Genomic DNA, 24,142 nt, shown 5'->3' with positions numbered 1-24,142 from the left:
GGACCGGATCGATGCGGATCAGTAACTGATGTCGGTGTCTTCGCCGCTGCCACCCGGCTTGCCATCGGCGCCGAAGGTCAACAGGTCGAAGTCCTTGCCGTTTTCGCCGGGGCGGCGATAAACGTAAGGGCGATCCCACGGATCGTTGGGCACATCCTTCATCAGGTAAGGACCTTGCCAACGGTTGCCGGTATCGGCGGGCTTGGCATTCAGTACCGCGAGACCTTGTTCGGTCGTTGGGTAATTGCCCAGATCGAGGCGATAGTTGTTGAGCGCATCCGACAGCGATTTCATCTGTCCGGCAGCGGTCTTGGCCTTGGCTTCACCGACCTTGCCGAACAGCTTGGGGCCAACATAGCCGGCCAAAAGGGCGATGATCAGGATCACGACCAGCAGTTCCAGCAGGGTAAAGCCAGTCTGTTGCGGATGGCGGGACCATGGGCGGGTGGGGCGGCCAGGCTGCTTCATCGGAGCGTCTCGATCTTTTCTAATTGGTATCGGTATTCACGCGGACAGTGGCGCGGGGCCCGGTCATTGTTGTGAGCGTGAATAGTTGTCTTCCTTCCTTGCATGTCATCCTAACCGGCCCGGGTCTGGCCCGGCAAGCCTTTCAACCCAGTATCGGCAAATGCGCTAAACCAATCAGCATGCGGCTTTGCAGCATATTCCGCATGGCAGAAAAAACCGACCTCAGGTCGGATGGCCTCTTGCAGTGCGGCAAGAAAAAGCCCCCGGTTTCCCGGGGGCCAAGAAGCTCAAAATTGCCGAGCTACTTACTTGCTGATTACTCGCGAACCTTGGCCATCGCCTTGGTCAGTTCGGCGTCGGCGGTATCGCCGTCCAGCGACCAGCTGAACGCGCCACCCAGTTGGTTAGCCTTGATGTAATCGACCTTGGTCTGGATGTCGGTCGGGGTATCGTAGCTCCACCAGTTGTTGCCGTCGTACTTGAACGATTGCTTGGTGACCGGGTGGTAATGCACGGTACCGGCGGCGTTCTTCAGGATCTTGTAGTCCTCGATGCCGGCTTCGTACGTGCCCTTGGCAGCGGCCGTTGCAGCTTGATACAGACCATTACCGCTTGGGCCGGCCTTCACACCAGTCCAGCCGCGACCGTAGTACGGTACGCCGACCAGCAGCTTGCTGCGTGGCGCGCCCTTGGCGATCAGCAGCTGGATTGCTTCGTCGGTGTTGTAGTACGACACCAGGCTGCGCTGACCGGTCTTCGAGTCGATGTAGTTCGGATTGTTGATGTCCTTGTACAGGTGCGCCTGGAAGTCGGTTGGGCCTTGTGCCGCCCAGCCGCCGTTGTAGTCGTAGTTCATGACGTTCACCCAGTCGAGGTGCTTGGTGTACTCGGCCGGTTCGGTCATGTCGATCTTGTCCTTGCCGGCGCCGATGGCGACGGTGAGGGCGTAGCGCTTGCTGTTGGCAGCGCCGATCGCGTCGAGCTGGGTGCGGAACTCCTTGAGCAGCAAGGTGAAGTTCTGCTTGTCAGCCGGGCTGACGGTGTTGTACGGCTGGCCGATCACGCCCGGGAATTCCCAGTCGATGTCGATGCCGTCGAACACGCCTGCACCCACGCCCGGACCGCCGGCGTTGGAGCCCGCATCGAACGGCAGATTGCCCTTGATGTACACGTCGATGCACGAGCTGACCAGTTGCTTGCGCAGTGCGTCGGTGCTGGCTGCCGCCGAGAACCACTTCGACCACGTCCAGCCGCCGAGCGAAATGAAGACCTTCAGATCCGGGAACTTGGCCTTCAGCTGCTTGAGCTGGTTGAAGTTGCCCTTGAGCGGACCGGACTTGCCATTGCGAGGATCGTCCCATGCCGGCCAGCCCCAGGCGTCGCCCGCGAAGCCCTTCTGGTAGTCGGCCCAGGCATCGCCGCCGGTGCCAGCATCGGCAGCGTCCGGATTGGTCGCGCCCGGTTCGAGCTTGTTGATGATGCCGCACTCGTAACCGCCGTTCTTCTGGTACAGGTTGCCGAAGGCGTAGTTGATGAAGGTGAGCTTGGCCGCTGCACCGCTGGTTTCGATGTCCTTGACTTGGTAGTTGCGGCCGTAGATGCCCCACTGCGCGAAGTACGAACCGGCCTGAGCACCGGTGATCGGCGTTGGCGTTGGGGTCGGCGTTGGGGTCGGCGTTGGGGTCGGCGTTGGAGTCGGAGTCGGCGTCGGAGTCGGCGTCGGAGTCGGAGTCGGCGTCGGAGTCGGCGTCGGAGTCGGAGTCGGAGTCGGAGTCGGCGTTGGAGTCGGAGTCGGAGTCGGAGTCGGAGTCGGAGTCGGAGTCGGAGTCGGGGTCGGGGTCGGGGTCACGTTACCCTGCAGCTCCCACGGACCGTACTGCTCGGTACCCGGCACGTTGTTCTGCGTCCACCACTTGGCCTTATAGGTCGCGCCGTTATGGCTCACGCACTGGCCGGCCGTGTAGACGGCGGTGTTCGACCACGCGGTGCAGCCGCTCGGGGTCGGTGCAGGGGTCGGGGTGGCCGTCGGCGCTGGAGTCGGCGTTGCGGTTGGCGTGGGTGTCGGCGCAGGCGTAGGTGCCGGGCTCGGCGTACCGGTGCTGGCGAGCTTCCACAGCGTCGGGCTCGAAGCCGGGTTCCAGTTGGCGCCGACGTAGGCGGTGTGCGTGACCAGCGCCTGGTAGTCGTTACCGCTGTACGACACTTGGGTGCCGACGGTGTAGGTCTGGCCTTCCTGCCAGGCCGGAGCGGCGGCGTAGGCTTGCGCGGCGAACAGCGCAGCCGGGAGCACGGCCAGGGCGAAACGATTGTGTTGCGACATTCGGGTGTCTCTCCATCCTTTGAATCGTCGAGATGCCTGCCCGGCTTTGAATACCAGTCAGGGCAGCGTAGCCACGCAAATTTGCCTGCGTGGCGCACATTCCGGCTTGTCATGTTTTCGGAATGCCGACGGATTATGACCGACGAATTGCGGAAGTCAACTCATTGAAAAATATGAGAAAACCAGCTCTTTGCGAACTATTACGACACTTGTAATAAGCTGCGGGTGCGCGCAGTTGTGCTGCGCGACGGCTGATTATTTGGCGTATTCGCCCAATACCATTGCCCGGGGGGAATGAAGGGTTGAATCGACCTGCCGAGCGGCGTTGGATTTGGTGTTCCGTTGCGGGACGGACACAAAAAAAGGACGGCGATTGCCGTCCTTTTCTTTTCAGACTCCGGGCGGATTGCCGGGGTCGGAGCTGTTGTCGCTTGCGAAGCTTACGCGGCGAGGCGTTGCGCAACCACATCCCAATCGACCAGCTTCCAGAATGCCTCAAGGTAGTTCGGGCGGCTGTTGCGGTAGTCGATGTAGTAGGCGTGTTCCCAGACGTCACAGGTCAGCAGCGCGGTATCGGCGGTGGTCAGCGGGGTGCCGGCGGCACCGGTGTTGACGATGTCGAGGCTACCGTCGGCTTTCTTCACCAGCCAGGTCCAGCCCGAACCGAAGTTGCCGGCGGCCGAGGTGTTGAAGGCTTTCTTGAACTCGTCGAACGACGCCCACTTGGCGTTGATCGCGTCGGCAAGTGCGCCGGCAGGAGCACGGTCGGCGCCGCTGGCGTTGGGCTTGAAGCCGAACCAGAAGAAAGTATGGTTCCACGTCTGGGCTGCGTTGTTGTACAGGCCGCCTGCCGGAGCCGTTTTCACGATCTCTTCCAGCGACTTGCTCTCGTTTTCGGTGCCCTTGATCAGGTTGTTCAGGTTGGTGATGTAGGTCTGATGGTGCTTGCCATAGTGATACGACAGCGTTTCAGCCGACATATACGGTGCGAGTGCATCCTGAGCGTAAGGCAGTTCCGGCAGTTTGTGTTCCATCGTGTTCTCTCCAAATTGGGGTGGTGCGCAGGTCGATATGGGGTCGGCTGAAGGCGTTTCAAGCCAGGCGCCCGCCTTGGGGCGCGCGCGAGGCCTGTGGTATCTTGCACCGGGTGTATTGAAGCCCGTCACGACCTAAGCTAGAGCCATGACCATTCTATCCTTGATTCTTGCCCTTGCGCTGGAGCAGCTGCGCCCGATCAGTAGCCGCAATCCGCTCTATCTGGCGTTTATCCGCTTTGCCAACCGGCTCGAGCGCGGCCTCAATGCCGGCGAAGTCCGCAATGGGGTCTACGCCTGGGGTGTGGCCGTTCTGCCGGTGCTGCTGATCGTGGTGGCGGCGTACTTGCTGCTCGCACGTGCCAATCCCGTATTCGGGCTGATTTTTACCGTGCTGGTTCTCTACCTCACCATGGGGTTTCGCCAGTTCAGTCACGCCTTTACTGCGGTATCCAAGGCCTTGCAGGCTGATGATCTGGCGACGGCCAGATCCATGCTGGCCGACTGGACCGGTCAGCACACTTCGGAAATGACCCCGGACGAAATTTCGCGCCTGGCCATTGAGCAGGGGCTGATCGATTCGTATCGTTACGTTTTTGCGCCGGTATTCTGGTTTGCCGTGCTCGCCTGGCTGGTTGGCCCTGCGGGGGCTTTGCTGTACCGGGCTGCCAGCTTGTTGGCGACAAAATGGGGCGGTCGTGATGATCCCTTTGGTCGCTGTGCCGAAACCGTTCTGGCCTGGCTCGATTACTTGCCGGTGCGGGTGACCGCCGCCGGTTTTGCGGTGATGGGTGATTTTGAAGATGCGGTCTATTGCTGGCGCTCGCAAGCCCGCGCTTGGGTGGATCGTGCCCAGGGTATTCTGCTGGCTTCCGGTGCGGGTGCAATCGGAATTCGTTTGGGCGATGCGCTGCATATGGATCACACGGTCAAGTTCCGCCCCGAGCTGGGCTTGGGCGATGCGGTTAGTCCGGATTACCTTGCCAGTGCGGTGGGTTTGATCTGGCGCTCAATTTTGCTGTGGTTGGTGCTGGTACTCGGCGTGACCTTGGCCATGTGGGTCGCCTAGTTGCCTGTCGCCAAATATGCGCGTGCTTGAATGCGGCCAAATTGATACAGCCCGGGGCAACCTGCTTTATTTTTGATTGCGCCTGACATAACCTTGCCGCTACAGGCCTTACGCAAGCTTATTAGTTGGCCCCCAAGCACGGCGATCGCTTTGTTTGGATAGAATTTACCGCTCTAAATAACATTCTTTGTTGGAGAAAACCATGAAAAAGACCCTCGCTACCCTGCTGACCGCTATGTTCGCATTTGCTTCGATCGGTGCATTTGCTGCTGCTGAAGGCCAATCGGGCCAAGAGCAAGCTGTTGAAGCTGGCAAGGCTCCGGCAACCAACAACGTCAAGAAGGCTAAGAAGGCTAAGAAGAAGGCTTCGGCTGCTGCTTCGGGCGCTGCTGAAACCAAGAGCATCGCAAAAGAGCGCAAGGAAGCCGGCCCGAAGTAATCGGCGCAGCTTTCGTGAAAAGCGGGCTTCGGCCCGCTTTTTTCATGTCCGTCAATCGCGTATCGTCATGAAACCTTGTTGCTGGAGCATGCATAGATGACAACGATTGAAGTTGCAGGTGAGCCATATCGGGTCGGGAATATTTTCTGCGTGGCGCGTAATTACGTCGCGCACGCCAAGGAAATGGGCAGCCAGATCTTGGCCGAGCCGGTGGTGTTCATCAAGCCAACTTCGGCTTTGCTGCTCGAAGGCGCGCCGATCCGGCTTCCGTCGTGGTCGAAGGATGTTCATCACGAGGCCGAGCTGGTGGTGCTGATCGGTGAGGGCGGCAAGGATATTCAGGTTGCCGATGCGCTGACGCACGTTGCCGCGTATGCGCTGGGTCTGGATCTGACCGCGCGCGATGTCCAGGCCGAGGCCAAGAAGACCGGCATGCCATGGACGCTGGCCAAGGGCTTTGACGGTGCCGCGGTCTTGAGCCGCTTCGTGCCCGCCAGTGCCTTGCCGGCGCCTAGTGAAACTAGTTTCGATTTTTACATCAACGGCGAGCGTCGCCAGCATGCCGAAACGCGCGATATGGCCTTTGATGTGGCCACGTTGATCGCATGGATTTCCAGCCGCTTTACCCTGCAAGCAGGTGACCTGATTTACACCGGTACGCCCGAGGGCGTTGGCCCGATTCGCGCAGGTGAGCAGCTGCGGCTGACGATGGGCGAACTGATCGACGCGCGTTTCGACGTCGTTTGAATCGCGGGTTGAGTGTTGGGGGTCAGGCCGCCGGCAGGCTGGCCAGATCCCAGCGCGGTTTGACGCCAAACTGGTAGTCGGCCACCGCGTATTTCAGCCGCATGGCGCCGGCAAAGGCGATCATCGCCCCGTTGTCGGTGCACAGTGCCAGCGGCGGATAGAACACCTCGAAGCGACGGCGTTTCGCCGCCTCATCCAGGCCGGCGCGCAGTTGCCGGTTCGCGCCGACGCCACCGGCAATCACCAGTCTTTGCATGCCGGTTTGCTTGAGTGCGGTGAGGCATTTCTTGCTCAGTACTTCGACAATGGCTTCCTGGAAGGCGGCGCAAATATCGGCGCGTGTGGTGTCGTCCAGCGAGCCATCGTCGCGCAGTTCTTTCTTCACCAGATTGAGTACCGCGGTTTTCAGACCGGAAAAACTGAAATCAAGATCGCCCGAGTGCAGCATCGGCCGCGGCAGCTTGAAGCGGGTTGCATCGCCCGTATCAGCGAGCTTGGACACCTGCGGGCCGCCTGGGTAGCTGAGACCAAGCAGCTTGGCCGACTTGTCGAAAGCTTCGCCGGCCGCATCATCCACGGTTTCGCCGAGCAGCTCGTAACGGCCGATGCCGTGCACCGCCATCAGTTGAGTGTGACCGCCGGAGACCAGTAGGGCGACAAACGGAAAGGCCGGAGCCGGGTCGGCCAGCAACGGCGAGAGCAGATGGCCTTCGAGGTGATGGACGCCGATGACCGGTTTTTGTAGCGCAAAGCCCAGGGCGTTGGCGACCGATGCGCCAACCAATAGGGCGCCGGCCAAGCCAGGGCCTTCGGTGTAGGCGATGGCATCGATGGCGTCGAGTGATTTTCCGGCCTCACTCAGGCACGCTTCGGTCAGCGGCAGGACGCGGCGGATATGGTCACGGGACGCCAGCTCTGGAACAACGCCGCCGTATTCGGTGTGCATGGCGATTTGCGAGTGCAGCCGGTGTGCCAGCAGGCCGGTGTCGGTGTCATAAAGGGCGATGCCGGTTTCGTCGCACGACGATTCGATCCCGAGGACGAGCATGATTTGTGTGCCGAATTGGAAGGATGGGCGTATCCTACCGGCTTGATTCGCCACAGGAAAGCGAGCGGTTTTGACATCGGTCTTGCCTTCTGGGATAATGCGAAACTTTCATCCAAGTGTCCAACACAGATTAACAGGATATCGATCGATGCCTTCCGTACGTGTAAAAGAGAACGAGCCGTTCGAAGTCGCCATGCGCCGCTTCAAGCGCGCTGTAGAAAAGACTGGCCTGCTGACTGAACTGCGCTCGCGTGAGTTCTACGAAAAGCCGACCGCTGAGCGCAAGCGCAAGCTTGCTGCTGCGGTGAAGCGTCATTACAAGCGCCTGCGTAGCCAAACGCTGCCGCCGAAGCTGTACTAATCGGATTGTGTGTCCGAGCAAAAGGCCGCCTCTGAGCGGCCTTTTGGTGTTTTTATCGCGCAAAGCGCGTTTGCCAAGGAAGAGTGTCGATGAGCCTCAAAGCCCAGATCCAGCAAGACATGAAGACCGCGATGAAGGAAAAGCAGGCCACCAAGCTCGGGACGATCCGGCTGTTGATGGCGGCCATCAAGCAACGCGAAGTCGATGAGCGCATTGAGCTCGACGATGCGGCGATTACCGCCGTGATCGAAAAAATGCTCAAGCAGCGCCGCGACAGCATAGAGCAGTACACCGCTGCGTCGCGGGAAGATCTGGCCGATGTCGAGCGTGCCGAAGTTGAGGTGTTGAAGGACTACATGCCGCAACAACTGTCGCTGGAAGAGATCGCTGTTGCGGTTGACGCCGCGATTGCTGCGCACGGCACCGCGCCGGCGGCGATGGGCAAGATCATGGGTGAACTCAAAGCCAAGCTGGCTGGCGTCGCCGATATGGCCGAGGTCAACAAGCTCGTCAAAGCGCGACTCGCCTAAGCGTCCGCGACGCCGGCCCTCTTCATGGCGCGCATTCCGGATTCGTTTATCCAGGATCTGCTCAATCGCGTCGACATCGTCGACGTGGTTGAGCGCTACCTGCCTTTGAAGAAGGCCGGGCAGAACTACCACGCCTGCTGCCCCTTTCATAAAGAGAAAACGCCGTCGTTTACCGTCAGCCAAACCAAGCAGTTTTATCACTGCTTTGGTTGTGGTGTGCATGGCTCGGCGATCAGCTTTGTTATGGAGTACGAGGCGTTGCCTTTTCCGGATGCGGTGAAAAAGCTCGCCGAATCGGTAGGGCTGACCGTGCCGCAAGAAACAAGTGGTGGGTTTGAGGCGCCGCGTGCCGAACCCGGTTTGTTCGACGTGCTCAAGGCTGCGTGCGATTTCTATCGCCAGCAGCTCAAGACCGCGCCGCAGGCGATCGCCTATCTGAAAGGGCGTGGGCTCGATGGCCGTACCGCCGCGCGTTACGGCTTGGGTTACGCACCTGGCGGAGACGATTGGCAGGCGCTCAAGCAGGTCTTTCCCGATTACGACTGGAACAAGCTCTTGGCCGAGGCTGGCTTGGTGATCGACAAGGAAGACAGCAAGCGCCGCTACGACCGTTTTCGCGACCGGGCCATGTTTCCGATCCTGAATCAGCGTGGTGCGGTGATCGGCTTCGGTGGCCGGGTCATGGGTCAGGGTGAGCCCAAGTATCTCAACTCGCCGGAAACACCGGTGTTCGAGAAGGGCCGCGAGCTTTACGGTCTGTCGCAGGCGCGCGGCGCGATTCGCGATGCCGGCCGGGTGCTGGTGGTCGAAGGCTATATGGACGTGGTGATGCTGGCGCAGCACGGTGTCGAGTACGCCGTGGCCACGCTCGGTACCGCCTGCACGCCCGAGCATGTGAAAAAGCTGCTCAAGCTTGCCGACGACGTGGTGTTTTGTTTCGACGGTGACCGCGCCGGACGCAAGGCGGCATGGCGGGCGCTGGAGAACAGCCTCGAGCTGATCGCCGACGGCAAGAAGCTGACCTTCCTGTTCCTGCCGGCCGAGCACGACCCCGACTCCTTTGTGCGCGAATTCGGCCGCGAGGCCTTCGAGGTCAAGGTGCTGCAGGATGCGGTGCCGCTGGCGCAATTCTTGTTGCGCGAACTGTCGTCACAGGTCGAGCTTGAAAGCGAGGAAGGGCGGGCCCGGCTGATTCATCTGGCCAAACCCTATGTGATGAAAGTGCGCGCGCCGGCGTACTCGGTGATGCTGAAAAAGCGGCTGGCGGAATTATGTCGGCTGGAAATGAGCGAACTTGACCTCATCTTGGGTGGTGAGGTCGTGACGCAAGCGGCATCGGCGCCGCAGCAGCAGGATTATCCGTTTGGTGGTGAGCGCCCGCATTACGAGGATACCAGGCAGGGCCGGGGTGAAGAAGAGGGCCGCTGGCGTAGCAATGGTCGTGGCAAAGGACGTAGCGGTGACTGGCGTGATCGACGCGATCGGCCTTTGGCGCCGTTGCCTCGGCCCAAGTCGCAGCGTGACCCGTTGGTTCGCTTGCTGCAACTGGTGTTGACCGAGCCGGCGCTGGCGCGTAAAGCCGAACCGGTGTGGCTGAGCTGGTCGCGTGAAGGTCGCGCAGCGCTGGCGATCGAGGTCTTGCAGATGGCGCGCGAGCATCCGCAATTTGATCGCGGGGCACCGTTGTTGGAACTCTGGCGAGAGGAGGTGTCGTACACCCAACTTGCCAGAGCATTTACACAAGGGGTAGCCGAATTCGAAAGAATGGCGCCCGAAGAGCGTGAAATCGAGTTTTCGGCAGTATTGGCAATGGCGGCGCAAGCGCTGGCACGGCCAGCTACACTGGATCGTCGGGCCGAACTTGAGTATCGCGCAGCGAATGGGGGCCTGACCGAAGTCGAGAAGCAAGAGTACCTGGCATTACTCGCGTCACGCTAGTTTGCCAGAAGCTCCCCGGCTTTGGGGCAGGTTTTCTGATATAATCCTCGGTTTTTCCGAATCTTCCCGAGTCCAACGAGTCATGGCGGCTGATCAAGAATTAGGTAAAGAAGACATCAATCGCAAGCAATCAGGCGGTGCGAACGATGATGCTTCCGATATGCTCGACCCTGAAGTTCGCAAGGCGAAGTTCAAGTCACTGATCGTACAGGGCAAGGAGCGCGGCTACCTCACGTACGCCGAAATCAACGACCACTTGCCTGAAGACATGCTCGATGCCGAGCAGATCGAAGGCGTGATCAGCATGATCACCAATATGGGCATCCAGGTCTACGATGAGGCGCCTGACGCCGAAGACCTGTTGATGTCCGATGCCCCGGCAGCGGTGGCGGATGATGATGCTGCAGAAGAGGCCGAAGCGGCGCTCTCGTCGGTGGATGCCGAATTTGGCCGCACCACCGACCCGGTGCGCATGTATATGCGTGAAATGGGCACGGTCGAACTGCTGACCCGCGAAGGCGAAATCGAAATCGCCAAGCGGATCGAGGAAGGCCTCAAGCACATGATCACGGCGATCTCGGCCAGCCCGACAACGATCGAGACGATTCTCGCTCTCGTCGACAAAGGCTTGGCCGATGAAATCCGTATCGACGATGTGATCGACGGTTTCATCGATCCGAATGCGGTCGAAGTCGTTGCAGCACCGGAACCCGTTGTTGTCGAGGAAGATGCCGCCGAGGGTGAAGAAGGCGAAGAAGAGGAAGACGACGGTGGCGCCAGTGCCGCCGCGGCCAACCTCGAGCTGCTGAAGACCCAGGCCCGCGAGCACTTCGACGTGATCCGCGCGCACTACGAGAAAATGCTCAAGGCGCTGGCCAAGGACGGCCCGCACAGCAAGGCGTATCTCGACCAGCAGGCGCAGATCGCCGAAGAATTCCAGAAGATCCGTTTCTCGGCGCGCCAGACTGAAAACCTGTGTGACCAGGTCCGGACCATGGTCGATGAAATTCGCAGCCACGAGCGCGAAATCATGGACCTGTGCATCCAGCGCGTTCGCATGCCGCGCGACTACTTCATCAAAACCTTCCCGGGCCGCGAAACCGATCCGTCGTGGGTGCTGGAAGAGCTGGCAGCCAACAAGCCGTATGGCGAAATCCTTGCGCGCTATCAGCACGCGGTGATGGAAAAGCAGGAGAAGCTTGGTGAGCTGCAAACGCGCGCCTTGCTGCCGATCAAGGACCTGAAGGAAATCAACCGTCAAATGTCGACGGGTGAAGCCAAGGCCCGTCGCGCCAAGCGCGAAATGATCGAGGCCAACTTGCGTCTGGTGATCTCGATCGCCAAGAAGTACACCAACCGCGGCCTGCAATTCCTCGATCTGATTCAGGAAGGCAATATCGGTCTGATGAAGGCGGTGGACAAGTTCGAATATCGTCGCGGCTACAAGTTCTCGACCTATGCGACCTGGTGGATTCGTCAGGCGATCACCCGTTCGATCGCCGACCAGGCGCGGACGATCCGGATTCCGGTTCATATGATCGAAACGATCAACAAGATGAACCGTATCCAGCGGCAGATCCTGCAGGAAACCGGTATCGACCCGACGCCGGAAGAACTGTCGGAAAAGATGGAGATGCCGGAAGACAAGATCCGCAAGATCCTCAAGATCGCCAAAGAGCCGATCTCGATGGAAACGCCGATCGGTGATGACGACGATTCGCATCTGGGCGACTTCATCGAAGACTCGGTGACCGTGGCGCCGGCTGAAGCTGCGGTGTATGCCGGTCTGCGCGAAGCCACCAAGGAAATCCTCGATACACTGACGCCGCGCGAGGCCAAGGTATTGCGGATGCGCTTCGGTATCGACATGAATACCGACCACACGCTGGAAGAGGTCGGTAAGCAGTTTGACGTGACGCGTGAGCGTATTCGTCAGATCGAAGCCAAGGCGCTGCGCAAGCTGCGCCACCCGACGCGCTCGGAGCGTTTGAAGAGCTTCCTTGAAAGTCTGGGCAACGATCAATAAGATAGGCCCCTATCTCAGTACACGGGCCTTTAGCTCAGTCGGTTAGAGCAGAGGACTCATAATCCTTTGGTCGTGGGTTCGAGCCCCACAGGGCCCACCAATGAAAATCAAGGCTCTCAGCGAATTTTTCGCTGAGAGCCTTTTTTTTGGCAATCCCGTGTGCAAGATTCTTGCACACGGCGAGTAAACGAAGGAGCCGTGTGCAACTGGGAGACGCAGCATGGGCATCACTCAACTGAAAAACGGAAAGTTTCGGCTGCAAGTTCGGCGGAAAGGGTTTCCGACCTTCGACAAAGTGTTCGAGTCGGTAGAGGAGGCGCAAGCCGCAGAAACGGCTGCGGTGAAAAAGCAGAAACCTGTTCAAGATGGCATAACGCTGAACGAGCTGTGTGAGCGATACCACGACTCGCGAGAATTCTCTGAGAAAGCAGAAAACACCCAGACGACAGAGCGCTGCCGCATCAAGCCGGTGCTCGAGAAGCTCGGTGAATATTCGCTGAAAAATCTGGAGCAAGACACCGCGGCCATCTACGACTACATGGACAAACGCTCGAAAGAGGTGTCTCCCCGAACAAAAGTTAAAATTTCGGGAACCACGATTCGCCTAGAAGTCGCAGCACTGTCAGCTCTCGTTGCTTTTGCTAAAACGCGCAAGCTGGTTAAAGAAAACTTTGTCACTCACATCAGTCGACCGGCGGCAAAGAAGCGGCGGCGTCGCGTGCCGCCGCCAGAGTTGGGAAAAGTGCAGGTGTTTGCTCGGTCTGCAGACCCCGACATAGCAAAAGCGGCGCGTTTCGTCGCGGCGGTGCGACACCTAGGCTGCCGTCCGGGGGAGCTTAAAAAACTGCTCATAGAAGACTTGCGGCTAGAACAACGAGAACTGACATTCAGAGACACAAAATACGGCACCTACCGCAACGTACATATCACGAGTGACGCCGAACAGATGCTGCATCTGCAGCTAGCTGACACGCCGGACGGCAGTAAGTTCGTATTCTGTACCCGAGGCAGAACGGGGGCCTGGGTGCCCTACAACTACGCGCACGGCATTGACCTGCTTAAAGAAAAAAGCATTGTTGGCCCGGATTTTCACATGCATGCCGGTCGCCGGGAGTTCATCTCGCGGGCTATCGAGAGCAACGTGCCCTACGCGACTATTCGCAAACAAACGGGGCACAAGAGCACGCAAGCTCTCGAGATTTATGATGAAGGTCTCTCGACGGCGCCGGAGATTCGCGCAGAGCTCGACCGCCTTGGTGACAAAGTGCAGCAAGAGAGTCTGCTCGGCGCGCTCGAAGCACTATGCACGACTGACGAACAACGACAAAAAGTGCGGCAATTGCTGGGCGCAGACAAGGAAAACTGGGTCTCATTCGATGACATGGCAAAGCGAAAGTCAGAAAGGTAACTGAGTTACCCAAGTCCTAGGAGTTGCACAGGTGGTCTGTCCCCATGCAGAAGGACAGAGGATTAAGCGCTAAGCGCTGAATGCTGCCGTTCAAACTCGACCGGTGCCAGGTAATCCAGCGTCGAATGGCGGCGGCGATGATTGTAAAATCGGATGTAGTCGAATATATCCGCGCGGGCCTCGTCGTGACTCCGGTAGCGGGTCAAGTAAACCCGCTCCGCCTTCAACGACCGGAAGAAGCTTTCCATCGCAGCGTTGTCCCAGCAATTGCCCGCTCGTGAATGGCTCGGCACCATGCCGTGCCGTTTCATCTGGTAATCAAACGCACAATACTGGCTGCCTCGGTCCGAATGCAGTAGCACCTCCCGCACCGGTTTCCGTCTGGCAACGGCCATCGTCAACGCAGCATGCACCAGCTCTTGCTGCATTCGATGGTGCATTGCCCAGCCGACCACGGCGCGGGAATACAAGTCCAGCACCACAGCCAGATACAGCCAGCCCTCGTCAGTACGGATGTAAGTCATGTCCGACACCCAGCGTTGATTCATCCCGGATGCGTCGAATTGCCGTTCCAGCCGATTTGGTGCCACCGGAAGCAGGTGTTGGCTGACCGGGACAGGTCGCCACCGTTTACGGGAACGCACCTTCAGCCCGCCTTGGCGCATCAGGCGGCCAACACGGTGGCGGCCACAGGCGAAGCCTTGTGCGACCAGTTCCGCATGTATCCGACGATGCCCATAGATGCCGTTGACTTCGGCATGGACCAGACGGATTTCCCGTAACAGCACGCGATTAGCCATCTCTCGCATCGAAGGCGGCCGGTTGCGCCAAGCGTAGTAGCTGCTCCGTGAGACGCGGAACAACTGGCACATGACGGCAACAGGATAACGTTCAGCAAGCGCCTGAATGGCGCGGTACTTCACTTCGTGGGCTGCGAGAAGATGGCGAGCGCTTTTTTTAGGACGTCACGCTCCATGGTGACGCGTGCTAGATCATCGCGCAGACGCTTGAGTTCGGCTGCTTCGCCCAGTTGCTTGCCATGACCAGGAAAGGCATCCATGCCCTTGAGCAGAAACTGGCGTTTCCATTTGCCCAGCAGGCCTTCGGTGATGCCGAAGGCCTGCGCCACGTGACGTAGCGGCGTGCCAGCCAGGATTTGCTCAACAGCTTCCCGCTTGAAGGACTCGGGAAAGGTACGGCGGATTTGGGTCATGAACACTCCTTGGTGGCGATTATCCACCTTAAGTTAGTGTCCTTCCGTATAGGGACAGACCAGTGCTTCCCGCCGAGTAGGTCGTGCCTTCCTGCCACGTCGGCGCTGCGTGCGCCGCCATCACGCCGGCAGCAACGATCAGCGCGGCACACAGCCGGCTGACGTTGGTTTTGATCTTCACGTTCATGAAATCTCCGTCCTGATTTTTTGATTGGAATGGCCACCGGCTTGCCGGAGTGGCAATCGGAATGCCATCCTTATTTTTTCTTACATTGAAATTTTACTCAATGAATTAAATTGCCAAATATCCTGTAAAAACAACCAGATATCGCAATTTTCCTTACTAGGAAAAGGAGGCGTGAACAGCGCTTTTTCCGCTCGTCCCGGGCATACGGTGCTCGCCGGATTGTTGTGGTAGTCCGGCAGGACGCCGCTTGCGCCGGGGAGAAGGAGGCGGGGCGGAGCGCGCTGGGCCGACATATGGTTGCCGGCCGTGGCGGAGCGGCGCAAAGGGGCGGCGCGAGTGGGTGGGGAGGGGGCGAGCAGGTACAATGGGCGGCTGGCGCATGACTGCATTGCCGTCATCGCCTCGCGCCGTTTTCCTTCAAATCACCAGTTCAAGCTTGAACCGCCGGACGGTTAGAACCGATCGGCGCTGCATGCGTCTACCCGAATGTATCCATCCTCCTTCGACCCACGCTCATGGACCGCCGGCCCGCTTATCAACTCTTTCCGCAAGGCAGGCCGATGACCGCCGTGCGCTGGGACGTGTTTTGTCGCGTGGTCGACAACTTCGGCGACATCGGCGTGTGCTGGCGGCTGGCCCGGCAACTGCAGGAAGAGCACGGCATTCATGTGGTGCTGTGGCTGGATGACCCTGCATCGCTGGCCAAGCTGTGCCCGGATGCATCGGCACATGCGCGTACCCAGTGGCTGCAAGGCGTGACGGTCGAGCGCTGGGACGAAGCGACCGTGGTGAGCGAGCTCGGCGAGGTGGTGATCGAGGCGTTTGCCTGCACGGTGCCGGCCTCGGCGGTGGCGCTGATGCGGGCACGGGCAAAACCGCCGGTCTGGTTGAATTTGGAGTATCTGTCGGCCGAAGACTGGGTCGGCGGTTGCCATCAACTGGCCAGCCCGCAAGGGCATGGGCTGCAAAAGTATTTTTTCTTTCCCGGCTTTACCGCGCAAACGGGCGGCCTGATCGCCGAGCGTGAAATGCGCGCGGCTCGTGCCGGCTGGGGCAAGCACGCACGGCATCACTTTCTGAGCTCGCTTGGCATTAGCCCACGGGATGGCGCGCTGCTGACCTCGATGTTTGCTTATGAAAACGCCGCCTTGGCGGGGCTGCTGGATGCCTGGGCTGCCGGGCCTGAACCGATACACTGCCTGGTGCCGGAAGGGCGCATTCTGCCGCAGTTGCAGGCTTGGCTGGGCGAGGCGATCGGCGTCGGCGAGACCATAGGGCGAGGCGCACTCAGCATCAGTGTCCTGCCTTTCATCAGTCAGGCCGATTACGATCGGCTGTTGTGGAGTTGCGATCTCAACTTCGTTCGCGGCGAAGACAGTTTCGTGCGGGCACAATGGGCGCGAGAGCCGCTGGTGTGGCAGATTTACCGGCAGGACGACGATGCGCACCTGATCAAGCTGGATGCGTGGCTGGCGCTGTGGCTGGCCGGCTTGCCGGAGCCGATCGCCGGTGCCGCACGCGATTTCATGCGGGCCTGGAACCTGGGTGAGCAGGCCGGGAAGGCATGGCCGGCATTTGCCGCCGCCTTGCCGCAATTGCGCCAACATGCGGCCGACTGGGCCGAGCATCTGCTCGCCAATGGCAATTTGGCCGACAATCTGGTCAACTTCATGCGGGCCAAGCTAAAATAGCGAGTTATTTCAAACTCTAACCGCCATTTGCTGTACAGGAATCCTGCATGAAAACCGCACAAGAAGTCCGCCCGGGTAACGTCATCATGGTCGACGGCCAGCCGCTCGTTGTCCAGAAAGCCGAATACAACAAGTCCGGCCGCAGCTCTGCGGTCGTGAAAATGAAGATGAAGAACCTGCTGTCCGACGCCCCGTCGGAAGCGGTGTACAAGGCCGACGACAAGTTCGACGTCGTCGTGCTCGACAAGAAAGAGTGCACCTACTCCTACTTCGCCGATCCGATGTACGTGTTCATGGACACCGAGTTCAACCAGTACGAAGTCGAAGCCGAAAACGTCGGCGATGCCGTCAATTTCATTGTCGATGGCATGGACGATGTCTGCGAAGTGACCTTCTACGAAGACAAGGCGATCTCGGTTGAACTGCCGACCACCATCGTGCGCGAAATCGAATACACCGAGCCGGCTGTCCGTGGCGATACCTCGGGCAAGGTGATGAAGCCGGGCAAGCTGAAGGGCTCGAACTACGAGCTGCCGGTTGCCGCCTTCATCGAAATCGGTGACAAGATCGAAATCGACACCCGTACCTACGAGTTCAAGAAGCGCGCTGCTTAAGCGGTTGCCGCCAAAACAAAACGGCCACCCTCGGGTGGCCGTTTTGCATGGGTGACGGTTTATTCCTTGGTCACGGGTGCTTGGCGGGCGGCGATTTCCTTCTGGATGGCCTCCAGCGCTGCACGGGCTTCGTCGGCCTGTTTCTCCGCCTGTGCCAAGTCTGCCGTTTCATTATCCTGCGCGGGCGGCACGGCGTGGTTCGCGGCACCCTGTTCACTGGGCTCGGCGATCGACTCCTCGGCCAGGTCTTCCACCGACAAACCCAGCGTATGGGCGGCGGCGCGCTGCTGGTACTGGTGGTAGGCCGGGATGGCAATGGCGGCCATGATGCCGATCATGGCAACCAGGATCAACGAGCCGGCGGCGCCGGTGCCCGCGTTGGGGACAAACAGTGCCAACATATAAGCGACCGGGCTACGCTTGGGCATCACCGGCTCGCGCCCGGCCGAGAGCTCCTGCACCGCGTACATGCGCTTGGTTAGCCACGGGTAACTTGAGACCAGCTCGTGAAATGACATCCAGAAGCCGCGCGACCAGTCGATCTGGCCGCTGTAGCGTTGCACGTCGACCTGACGGTAGCTGCCGCCAGCGGCGAGCGTGGCGATGGCGCGCTGCGCATCGACCGGGTTATCGCAGCAGGCCAGGCCGTGGCGATCGCAGGTGTATTCCTGTGCGCGGCGATAGGCAGCACCAAGGAAGGGGATCCAGCTGACGATCATCAGGAACGGCGACCAGTTCAGGTGATTGCGGCGCAGGTGGCCCAGCTCATGGCCGATATAGAAGTCGATGGCCTCGGGGTGATCTTTCAGCGCATCGAGCACCGACGAAAACAGCACGATGTAGCGGCGACCGAGGAATTTGGTTGCCAGTGCATTGAGCATGCCATCGGCCTGCAGCACGAAAGCATCCGGCACGTCGCGAATCTGCAGTTTGCGCGCACAGTGCTGGATGCGCTGATGCAGCTGCGGCATCTGCTCGGCGGTGATGTGCACTGCGGTGCCGCGCAGGTAGGAGATGAACGCCGACTGTGTCAGCAGATAAACCAGAAAACCCATCAGCACATACAGCAGCGCAATGCCCAGTGTGCCGAGCACCAGTGCCAGCCAGACGATGCTTGCCAGAACAACCATGATCCCAAAGAGGGTTTTTTCCTTCCCGTACACAAGGCCCATTGCCCGACTCCCGTTCGTATTGTCGAATATCCTGGGCCAAATACTGCGCATAAATTTCTATTTGTGAAAGTTTTTTGGCAGCTTGTGTATGAAATTGTGATGAAAAAGAAAAAGCCCCGACAGTGCGGGGCATTTGTTGGGGCGATCGTTGCTTACTTGTGCTTGCGTGGCCTGTCCCGGCTTGGCGCAGGCAATAAAAAACCCCAACCGAAGTTGGGGTTTTTTTCGTTCTTCTTCCGAAGACTGCTTAAGCAGCAGCCATTGCCTTGACGGCAGCGGACAGACGGCTCTTATGACGAGCTGCCTTGTTCTTGTGGAAGATATTCTTGTCGGCAATGCTGTCGATGATCGACACCGATGCCTGGTAAGTCACTTGTGCGGCTGCCTTGTCACCAGCTTCGATCGCCTTCAGCACCTTTTTGATCGCGGTGCGGAACGCCGAACGTTGGCTGGCATTGTGTTGGCGGGCTTGTTCAGCCTGACGCGCACGCTTGCGAGCTTGGGCGCTGTTAGCCATATTCTTTCAACTCCAAATAACGGATGTGTGGATTGATATCGGGCATGGCCCGAAGCCAGACCACTTGAGAGCCGGCGATTTTACCGCTTAGTCGTCACTGACGCAAGCCCGTGTGCAATCCGGGCTGTTGCCGTCGGCTGGACGGCGTATCATTCGCAGCGTTTCCAAGTTGCCAGGCGATGTGCCATGAACCTTCTCAAATCGCTTGCCGCAGTGAGCTCGATGACGCTGGTGTCGCGCGTACTCGGGTTTGCCCGCGATGCCATCGTCGCACGAACTTTTGGCGCGGGCGTCATGACCGATGCCTTCTTTGTTGCCTTCAAGTTGCCCAATCTGTTGCGGCGTATTTTTGCCGAGGGCGCGTTCTCGCAAGCTTTTGTACCGATTCTCGCCGAATACAAGAGCCAGCAGGGCGACGAGGCGGCACGCACCTTCGTCGCCTACATTGCCGGCCTGCTGACGCTGGTGCTGGCCGTGGTCACCATCATCGGCATGATTGCTGCGCCGCTGGTGATCTGGATCTCGGCGCCGGGCTTTACCGATACGCCGGAGAAATTCGCGCTGACCAGTTCGATGCTGCGGATTACCTTCCCTTATATATTGTTGATCTCGCTCGCATCCTTGGTCGGCGCGGTGCTGAATACCTGGAACCGCTTCCAGGTGCCGGCGTTTGCGCCGACTTTCCTCAATATCAGCATGATCGTGTTTGCGCTGTGGCTGACGCCGTATTTCAATCCGCCGGTGCTGGCGCTTGGTTGGGCGGTGCTGGTCGGTGGTGTGCTGCAACTGGTTTACCAGCTGCCGCACCTGAAGAAAATCGGCATGCTGGTGCTGCCACGGCTGAACCTGAAGGACGCAGGCGTCTGGCGGGTGCTCAAGCAGATGGGGCCGGCGGTGCTGGGGGTGTCGGTGACGCAGGTGTCGCTGATCATCAACACCATTTTCGCGTCCTTCCTGGTCTCGGGTTCGGTGTCGTGGATGTATTACGCCGATCGCTTGATGGAGTTTCCATCCGGTGTGCTCGGCGTGGCGCTTGGCACCATTTTGTTGCCGTCGCTGTCGAAAACCCACGCCAGCAACGATGTTGCCGGTTACTCGGTGCTGCTCGATTGGGGTTTGCGACTGTGTCTGCTGCTGGCGCTGCCATCGGCGGTCGGGCTGGCGATCACCGCCGAGCCGCTCACCGCATCGCTGTTCCAGTACGGTCAGTTCAGCGCTCACGATTCGCTGATGACGCAATACGCACTGATCGCGTATTCGGTCGGCCTGATTGGGCTGATTCTGGTCAAGGTGCTGGCACCGGGCTTCTATGCGCGCCAGAATATTCGCACCCCGGTCCGCATCGCGCTACTGACGCTGGCGGTGACGCAACTGATGAATCTGGCCTTTGTCTGGCATCTGAAGCATGCCGGTCTCGCCTTGGCGATTGGTCTGGGGGCCTGCTTCAATGCGGGCCTGCTGTTCTGGAAGTTGCGCAGTCATGGCATTTACCAGCCGCAGCCGGGCTGGAGCCCTTTCTTTATCAAGCTGCTGATTGCCGTCGCCGTGATGGCGGCGACGCTGTGGGGCGTGATGTCGCTGATGCCGTCGTGGAGTCAGGGATATATGGCGTCGCGGCTGCTGCGACTGGCGTTGCTGGTTGCGGCCGGGATGGTCGCCTACTTTGGCTCGCTCGCGGTGCTTGGCTTCCGGCTCAGGGATTTCTCGCGCCGAGTGGTTTGAGCGGATCGATGAATGCAATAAAAAACACGCCGGCAAGCCGGCGTGTTTTTTATTGCGCGTTACCGTCGGCCTTAGCGGCGGCTGCCAAGAATCAGCATCACTGCGGCACCCAGTGCCAACAGTGCGCCGCCGAACAGCCAGTGTGGTGGTGAGTGGCGTACGTTGCCACGAACATCCAGCGCCAGCTCGTGCACCGTCAGCGTCTGCGCGCCCACGGCGGTCACCGTGACGGCCAGTGTGCCGCCGTGTTCAAGCGCCAGCGGCGCCAGCCCCATCTGCGTGGGCGTGCGATCCGGCACTGCATCGGATGAGGTCTTGGCATCGACAAATGTCACCGTCTCCTGCGACAGCAGTACGCCGTTCAGCCGGGCGTCGACGACGAATTCGGCGCGGGTTTCCGGGCCAAAGCGCCGTCCGCCAATGTCACCCTTGAGCACAATGCCAAGCGGCGACTGATCGCCGCGCACGGCCAGCGACAGCGTTTGCGGTGCCGGTGTTTGCTGTAGCGGTTGGCTGGACAGCAACTGGCCAGAAAAATGCCGTGCATAGATATACCAGCCGGGGCCGACGGCGATGCCGGCCAGCAGCAACAGCCACCACATCATGCGGTTCGCATCCATACCGGCGCTCAGCGCAAGACCGCGTGCAATGCGGCCAGCAAGGCATCACATTCGGCATCGGTGCCGATCGAGATGCGCAGATGCTGGTCGATGCGCGCTGCCTTGAAGTGACGCACGATCACGCCGTGCTCGCGCAGCGCGGCGGCAAGCTGGCCGGCATCGTGCTCGGGGTGGTGCGCGAAAATGAAGTTGGCCGCACTCGGTATCACCTCGAAGCCCAGTTGCGCCATGGCGGTGACCAGCCTTTCGCGGCTGGCAATGACCTTGGTGCACATCGCCCGGAAGTATTCATCGTCGCCGAACGACGCTGCAGCGCCGGCGATGGCGAAGCGATCGAGCGGATAGGAGTTGAAGCTGTTTTTCACCCGCTCCAGCCCCTCGATCAGCTGCGGCTGGCCGATGGCGAAGCCGATGCGCAGTCCGGCAAGCGAGCGGCTTTTCGACAGTGTCTGCACCACCAGCAGGTTCGGATAGCGATCGACCAGTTTGATGGCGCTCTCGCCGCCAAAGTCGATGTAGGCCTCGTCGATCACGATCACGACATCGGGCTGGCGCACCAGCAGCTTCTCGATCGCGGCCAGCGGCAGCAGGTGGCCGGTCGGCGCGTTCGGGTTCGGGAAGATGATCGCGCCGGCGTCCTGTTCGTAGTCGGCCAGGTCGATCTCGAACGCATTGTTCAGCTTCACGGTGCGATAGTCGATCTGGTACAGCCCGCAATAGACCGGATAGAAGCTGTAGCTGATGTCGGGAAACAGCAGCGGCTTGTCGTGCTTGAGCAGGCCGCAGAACACATGCGCCAGCACCTCATCCGAACCGTTGCCGACGAAGACGTTCTCGCGTTTCACGTCATGGTAGGCGGCGATGGCGTCCTTGAGCTGGTCGGCGTTCGGATCCGGGTACAGCCGTAGCGCATCGCCGGCAACATCGTGCAGCGCGGCGATGACCTTGGGCGACGGGCCGTACGGGTTCTCGTTGGTATTGAGTTTGACGATTTTTTGCAGCTTCGGTTGTTCGCCCGGCACGTAAGGGGTCAGCGTGTGGACGACGGGGCTCCAGAATCGGCTCATTGCGGGGTCTCGCTTGCGTGGAGAATGTTGTAGGGGCTTAGTCTGCGCTGAGTACAAACACGGTCGGGCGCTTGTGCAGTTCGGGTTTGGGGGCGCGGCGCCAGTCGGTGACAGTTTTGCTCTTCACCCATTCGTCAGTGCCGGTCAGTTCGCGCGCCACGGTGAGGTGCGTCGCCGGGCTGCAGTGCTGCAGCAGCGCGGCAAACAGCGCGTCGTTACGGTACGGCGTTTCGATGAACAGCTCGGCCTGCTTTTCCTTGCGCGAACTGGTTTCGAGTGAACGAATGGCGATTTGCCGCTCGGCCTCGTTGCTGGGCAGATAACCGTTGAAGCGGAACTTCTGCCCGTTGGCGCCCGAGGCCATCAGCGCCAGCAGGATCGACGACGGTCCCACCAGCGGCGCGACACGGATGCCGCGCGCATGCGCCAGCCGCACCAGCCGCGCGCCCGGATCGGCGACACCGGGGCAGCCGGCTTCGGACATCAGCCCTACGTGGTGGCCGGCGAGCAGTGGCGCCAGCAGCGCGGCCAGCTCGCCGTCCTTGGTGTGCTCGTTCAGCTCGTGCATCTCCAGGCTACGCAGCTCGTGCGGCGTGCCGAACAGCTTGAGATGGGCGCGGGCGGTTTTCGGTGCCTCGACGACGAAGTGCGTCAGCGTGCGCGCCAGTTCGAGCGCATCGGCGGGCAGTACGTTGCTGAGCGTGTCCTCGGCCAGCGGGACCGGGATCAGGTAGAGAATGCCGGTGCTCATAGAATGTCGACGCCTTCGTGATGGAGCATATCGATCAGTGCAATCAGCGGCAGGCCGATGATCGCCGCCGGGTCGGTCGACTCGATCGCGGCGATCAGCGCAATGCCAAGGCCTTCGGTCTTGGCGCTGCCGGCGCAGTCGTAGGGTTGTTCTTTCAATAGATAGCGTTCGATCGTCGCATCATCGCAATCGCGCATGGTCACGCGGGTGATGTCGGTGTGCGTTTGCGTCGCACCGGTGGCGGCATTGTGTAGCGCCACGGCGGTGTGGAATTCAATCGTCCGGCCGCGCATCGCTTGCAGTTGCGTGACGGCGCGCTCATGCGTGCCGGGTTTGCCCAGCTGCACGCCGTCCAGCAGCGCGACCTGGTCCGAGCCGATCAGCAGCGCGTCCGGAAAGCTCGCCGACAGGGCAACGGCCTTGGCGACGGCCAGACGCAGGCTGGTCTGCGCGGCGGTTTCGCCTTCGAGCGCGGTTTCGTCGACATCAGGGCTGGCAACATCAAAGGATAGTTGCAGGCGTTCAAGCAGTTCGCGCCGGTAGCGCGAGGTGGACGCCAGAATCAGGGCGGGCGAGCGAAGCATTTGTTTTTGCATTGGAAATCCGTCGCATTGGGCGGAAAGGTTTTGACATTCAAGAGGCCAAGATTATATCATGCGCGGTTTCTGGTTCGTTGGCTCATGGGTATGACGGTCATTCACAGCGCCGAATTTGCCCGCGAGGGCGGCGCGCTCGAAGGTGTTGCACAGCTTGCGGATTTTCCGCGGTTGCTCGATTTGCTGGCTGAGTCGCGCGGTGAAGTTCGCTGGTCGATTGGAAGTTATGTCGATCGGTTCGAGCGTCCTACGCTGACAGTCAAAGCCGAAGGCGAGTTGCAGCTGGTTTGCCAGCGTTGCATGGCGCCGATGGCGTGGCCGTTTGAGATCGATACCGTATTGACGCAGTTTCCGACCGAAGAGGCCGCCGATGAGGCGGAAGCGGTTGATGAGGCGCTCGATACCGTGTTGATTGATCCTGCGCTTGATGTACTGGCGCTGATCGAAGAAGAAATACTGCTGGCTATGCCCTACGCACCGCTGCACGTTACGTGCGCTGCGCCGGGGGATACACCGGTAGGCAATACCAAGCCGAATCCGTTTGCTGTCCTGGCTCAAATGAAAACCAGGAAAGCGGAGTAATCGAAACAGTAGTTTTTTCTGG

Annotated in this window: 25 protein-coding genes and 1 tRNA gene; 13 read left to right on the top strand and 13 right to left on the bottom strand. The window is 59.9% G+C overall.

Annotated features, from left to right (window positions below; all coding sequences use genetic code 11):
* Positions 1 to 18: 18 nt before the first annotated feature.
* From gspG to JLC71_RS09115, 3 genes are all read right to left on the bottom strand, one after another.
* Positions 19 to 468 carry a type II secretion system major pseudopilin GspG gene (gene gspG / locus JLC71_RS09125; RefSeq protein ID WP_200915129.1) on the bottom strand — a complete coding sequence of 150 codons (450 nt, stop codon included), beginning with the start codon at positions 466 to 468 and terminating at the stop codon, positions 19 to 21.
* Positions 469 to 784: 316 nt separating this feature from the next.
* Complete coding sequence (locus tag JLC71_RS09120; RefSeq protein ID WP_200915128.1) at positions 785 to 2,788, bottom strand: glycosyl hydrolase family 18 protein; 2,004 nt, start codon at positions 2,786 to 2,788, stop codon at positions 785 to 787.
* Between the two features lie 440 nt (positions 2,789 to 3,228).
* Entirely contained in the window at positions 3,229 to 3,822 is a 594-nt protein-coding gene (locus JLC71_RS09115; RefSeq protein ID WP_200915127.1) for a superoxide dismutase, read from the bottom strand.
* 148 nt (positions 3,823 to 3,970) lie between these two features.
* Between JLC71_RS09115 and JLC71_RS09110 the strand changes: the two genes are divergently transcribed.
* From JLC71_RS09110 to JLC71_RS09100, 3 genes are all read left to right on the top strand, one after another.
* A complete protein-coding gene (locus JLC71_RS09110) occupies positions 3,971 to 4,891 on the top strand; it encodes a CobD/CbiB family protein (RefSeq protein WP_200915126.1) in 921 nt (306 codons plus the stop codon).
* Positions 4,892 to 5,093: 202 nt separating this feature from the next.
* Entirely contained in the window at positions 5,094 to 5,330 is a 237-nt protein-coding gene (locus tag JLC71_RS09105; protein WP_200915125.1) for a hypothetical protein, read from the top strand.
* Between the two features lie 96 nt (positions 5,331 to 5,426).
* Positions 5,427 to 6,077 carry a fumarylacetoacetate hydrolase family protein gene (locus JLC71_RS09100; protein WP_200915124.1) on the top strand — a complete coding sequence of 217 codons (651 nt, stop codon included), beginning with the start codon at positions 5,427 to 5,429 and terminating at the stop codon, positions 6,075 to 6,077.
* 22 nt (positions 6,078 to 6,099) lie between these two features.
* On the opposite strand, the gene tsaD is transcribed toward JLC71_RS09100, so the two are convergent.
* On the bottom strand, positions 6,100 to 7,125 hold the full coding sequence (gene tsaD, locus JLC71_RS09095; protein ID WP_200915123.1) for a tRNA (adenosine(37)-N6)-threonylcarbamoyltransferase complex transferase subunit TsaD: 1,026 nt from the start codon (positions 7,123 to 7,125) through the stop codon (positions 6,100 to 6,102).
* Positions 7,126 to 7,273: 148 nt separating this feature from the next.
* Here tsaD and rpsU point away from each other — a divergent pair, with 148 nt between their 5' ends.
* From rpsU to JLC71_RS09065, 6 genes are all read left to right on the top strand, one after another.
* Positions 7,274 to 7,486: a 30S ribosomal protein S21 gene (gene rpsU, locus JLC71_RS09090; protein ID WP_070528210.1), complete on the top strand. Its 213-nt coding sequence runs from the start codon at positions 7,274 to 7,276 to the stop codon at positions 7,484 to 7,486.
* A gap of 89 nt (positions 7,487 to 7,575) precedes the next feature.
* Positions 7,576 to 8,016, top strand: coding sequence for a GatB/YqeY domain-containing protein (locus JLC71_RS09085; RefSeq protein ID WP_305066865.1), 441 nt, complete (start codon positions 7,576 to 7,578; stop codon positions 8,014 to 8,016).
* Positions 8,017 to 8,040: 24 nt separating this feature from the next.
* A complete protein-coding gene (dnaG, locus tag JLC71_RS09080; RefSeq protein ID WP_200915121.1) occupies positions 8,041 to 9,954 on the top strand; it encodes a DNA primase in 1,914 nt (637 codons plus the stop codon).
* An 82-nt stretch (positions 9,955 to 10,036) separates the two neighbouring features.
* The gene (rpoD, locus tag JLC71_RS09075) at positions 10,037 to 11,980 is read left to right on the top strand and encodes an RNA polymerase sigma factor RpoD (RefSeq protein WP_200915120.1); all 1,944 of its coding nucleotides are present in this window, start codon (positions 10,037 to 10,039) and stop codon (positions 11,978 to 11,980) included.
* A gap of 23 nt (positions 11,981 to 12,003) precedes the next feature.
* Positions 12,004 to 12,080, top strand: a tRNA-Ile gene (locus JLC71_RS09070).
* A 120-nt stretch (positions 12,081 to 12,200) separates the two neighbouring features.
* Entirely contained in the window at positions 12,201 to 13,388 is a 1,188-nt protein-coding gene (locus tag JLC71_RS09065; protein ID WP_200915119.1) for a tyrosine-type recombinase/integrase, read from the top strand.
* Between the two features lie 62 nt (positions 13,389 to 13,450).
* Here JLC71_RS09065 and JLC71_RS09060 read toward each other — a convergent pair whose 3' ends face one another.
* Genes JLC71_RS09060 through JLC71_RS09050 form a run of 3 tightly spaced genes read right to left on the bottom strand, consistent with a single transcriptional unit; the run spans position 13,451 to position 14,788 of the window.
* Positions 13,451 to 14,311, bottom strand: coding sequence for an IS3 family transposase (locus JLC71_RS09060; protein ID WP_200915118.1), 861 nt, complete (start codon positions 14,309 to 14,311; stop codon positions 13,451 to 13,453).
* Positions 14,308 to 14,601 (bottom strand): transposase, encoded by a 294-nt coding sequence (locus JLC71_RS09055; protein WP_200914865.1) that lies wholly within the window; start codon positions 14,599 to 14,601, stop codon positions 14,308 to 14,310. The genes JLC71_RS09060 and JLC71_RS09055 overlap by 4 nt, the downstream gene beginning before the upstream one ends.
* Before the next feature lie 28 nt (positions 14,602 to 14,629).
* Entirely contained in the window at positions 14,630 to 14,788 is a 159-nt protein-coding gene (locus tag JLC71_RS09050) for a hypothetical protein (protein WP_200915117.1), read from the bottom strand.
* Between the two features lie 560 nt (positions 14,789 to 15,348).
* On the opposite strand from JLC71_RS09050, the gene earP reads away from it, so the two are divergent.
* Together earP and efp are read left to right on the top strand one after the other, a co-directional pair.
* Positions 15,349 to 16,479: an elongation factor P maturation arginine rhamnosyltransferase EarP gene (earP, locus tag JLC71_RS09045; RefSeq protein ID WP_200915116.1), complete on the top strand. Its 1,131-nt coding sequence runs from the start codon at positions 15,349 to 15,351 to the stop codon at positions 16,477 to 16,479.
* A 47-nt stretch (positions 16,480 to 16,526) separates the two neighbouring features.
* The gene (gene efp / locus JLC71_RS09040; RefSeq protein WP_200915113.1) at positions 16,527 to 17,093 is read left to right on the top strand and encodes an elongation factor P; all 567 of its coding nucleotides are present in this window, start codon (positions 16,527 to 16,529) and stop codon (positions 17,091 to 17,093) included.
* Between the two features lie 59 nt (positions 17,094 to 17,152).
* On the opposite strand, the gene JLC71_RS09035 is transcribed toward efp, so the two are convergent.
* Both JLC71_RS09035 and rpsT read right to left on the bottom strand, forming a co-directional pair.
* Positions 17,153 to 18,265, bottom strand: a complete 1,113-nt coding sequence (locus JLC71_RS09035) for a M48 family metalloprotease (protein WP_200915112.1) — start codon at positions 18,263 to 18,265, stop codon at positions 17,153 to 17,155.
* A 247-nt stretch (positions 18,266 to 18,512) separates the two neighbouring features.
* Positions 18,513 to 18,782 (bottom strand): 30S ribosomal protein S20, encoded by a 270-nt coding sequence (gene rpsT / locus JLC71_RS09030; protein ID WP_200915103.1) that lies wholly within the window; start codon positions 18,780 to 18,782, stop codon positions 18,513 to 18,515.
* Between the two features lie 186 nt (positions 18,783 to 18,968).
* Here rpsT and murJ point away from each other — a divergent pair, with 186 nt between their 5' ends.
* On the top strand, positions 18,969 to 20,504 hold the full coding sequence (gene murJ / locus JLC71_RS09025; RefSeq protein ID WP_200915101.1) for a murein biosynthesis integral membrane protein MurJ: 1,536 nt from the start codon (positions 18,969 to 18,971) through the stop codon (positions 20,502 to 20,504).
* Between the two features lie 71 nt (positions 20,505 to 20,575).
* Here murJ and JLC71_RS09020 read toward each other — a convergent pair whose 3' ends face one another.
* Genes JLC71_RS09020 through JLC71_RS09005 form a run of 4 tightly spaced genes read right to left on the bottom strand, consistent with a single transcriptional unit; the run spans position 20,576 to position 23,538 of the window.
* Positions 20,576 to 21,124: a hypothetical protein gene (locus JLC71_RS09020; RefSeq protein WP_200915099.1), complete on the bottom strand. Its 549-nt coding sequence runs from the start codon at positions 21,122 to 21,124 to the stop codon at positions 20,576 to 20,578.
* Between the two features lie 8 nt (positions 21,125 to 21,132).
* Positions 21,133 to 22,191, bottom strand: a complete 1,059-nt coding sequence (gene hisC / locus JLC71_RS09015; RefSeq protein WP_200915097.1) for a histidinol-phosphate transaminase — start codon at positions 22,189 to 22,191, stop codon at positions 21,133 to 21,135.
* A gap of 37 nt (positions 22,192 to 22,228) precedes the next feature.
* Entirely contained in the window at positions 22,229 to 22,942 is a 714-nt protein-coding gene (locus JLC71_RS09010) for an SAM-dependent methyltransferase (RefSeq protein WP_200915095.1), read from the bottom strand.
* Entirely contained in the window at positions 22,939 to 23,538 is a 600-nt protein-coding gene (locus JLC71_RS09005) for a Maf family nucleotide pyrophosphatase (protein ID WP_236250845.1), read from the bottom strand. The genes JLC71_RS09010 and JLC71_RS09005 overlap by 4 nt, the downstream gene beginning before the upstream one ends.
* 84 nt (positions 23,539 to 23,622) lie before the next feature.
* On the opposite strand from JLC71_RS09005, the gene JLC71_RS09000 reads away from it, so the two are divergent.
* Positions 23,623 to 24,120: a YceD family protein gene (locus JLC71_RS09000; RefSeq protein WP_200915093.1), complete on the top strand. Its 498-nt coding sequence runs from the start codon at positions 23,623 to 23,625 to the stop codon at positions 24,118 to 24,120.
* Positions 24,121 to 24,142: the final 22 nt, after the last annotated feature.

It is taken from the genome of Jeongeupia sp. HS-3 (genome assembly GCF_015140455.1).
In the GTDB taxonomy this organism is placed as follows: domain Bacteria; phylum Pseudomonadota; class Gammaproteobacteria; order Burkholderiales; family Chitinibacteraceae; genus Jeongeupia.
This window is presented reverse-complemented; position numbering and strand designations above follow the sequence as displayed.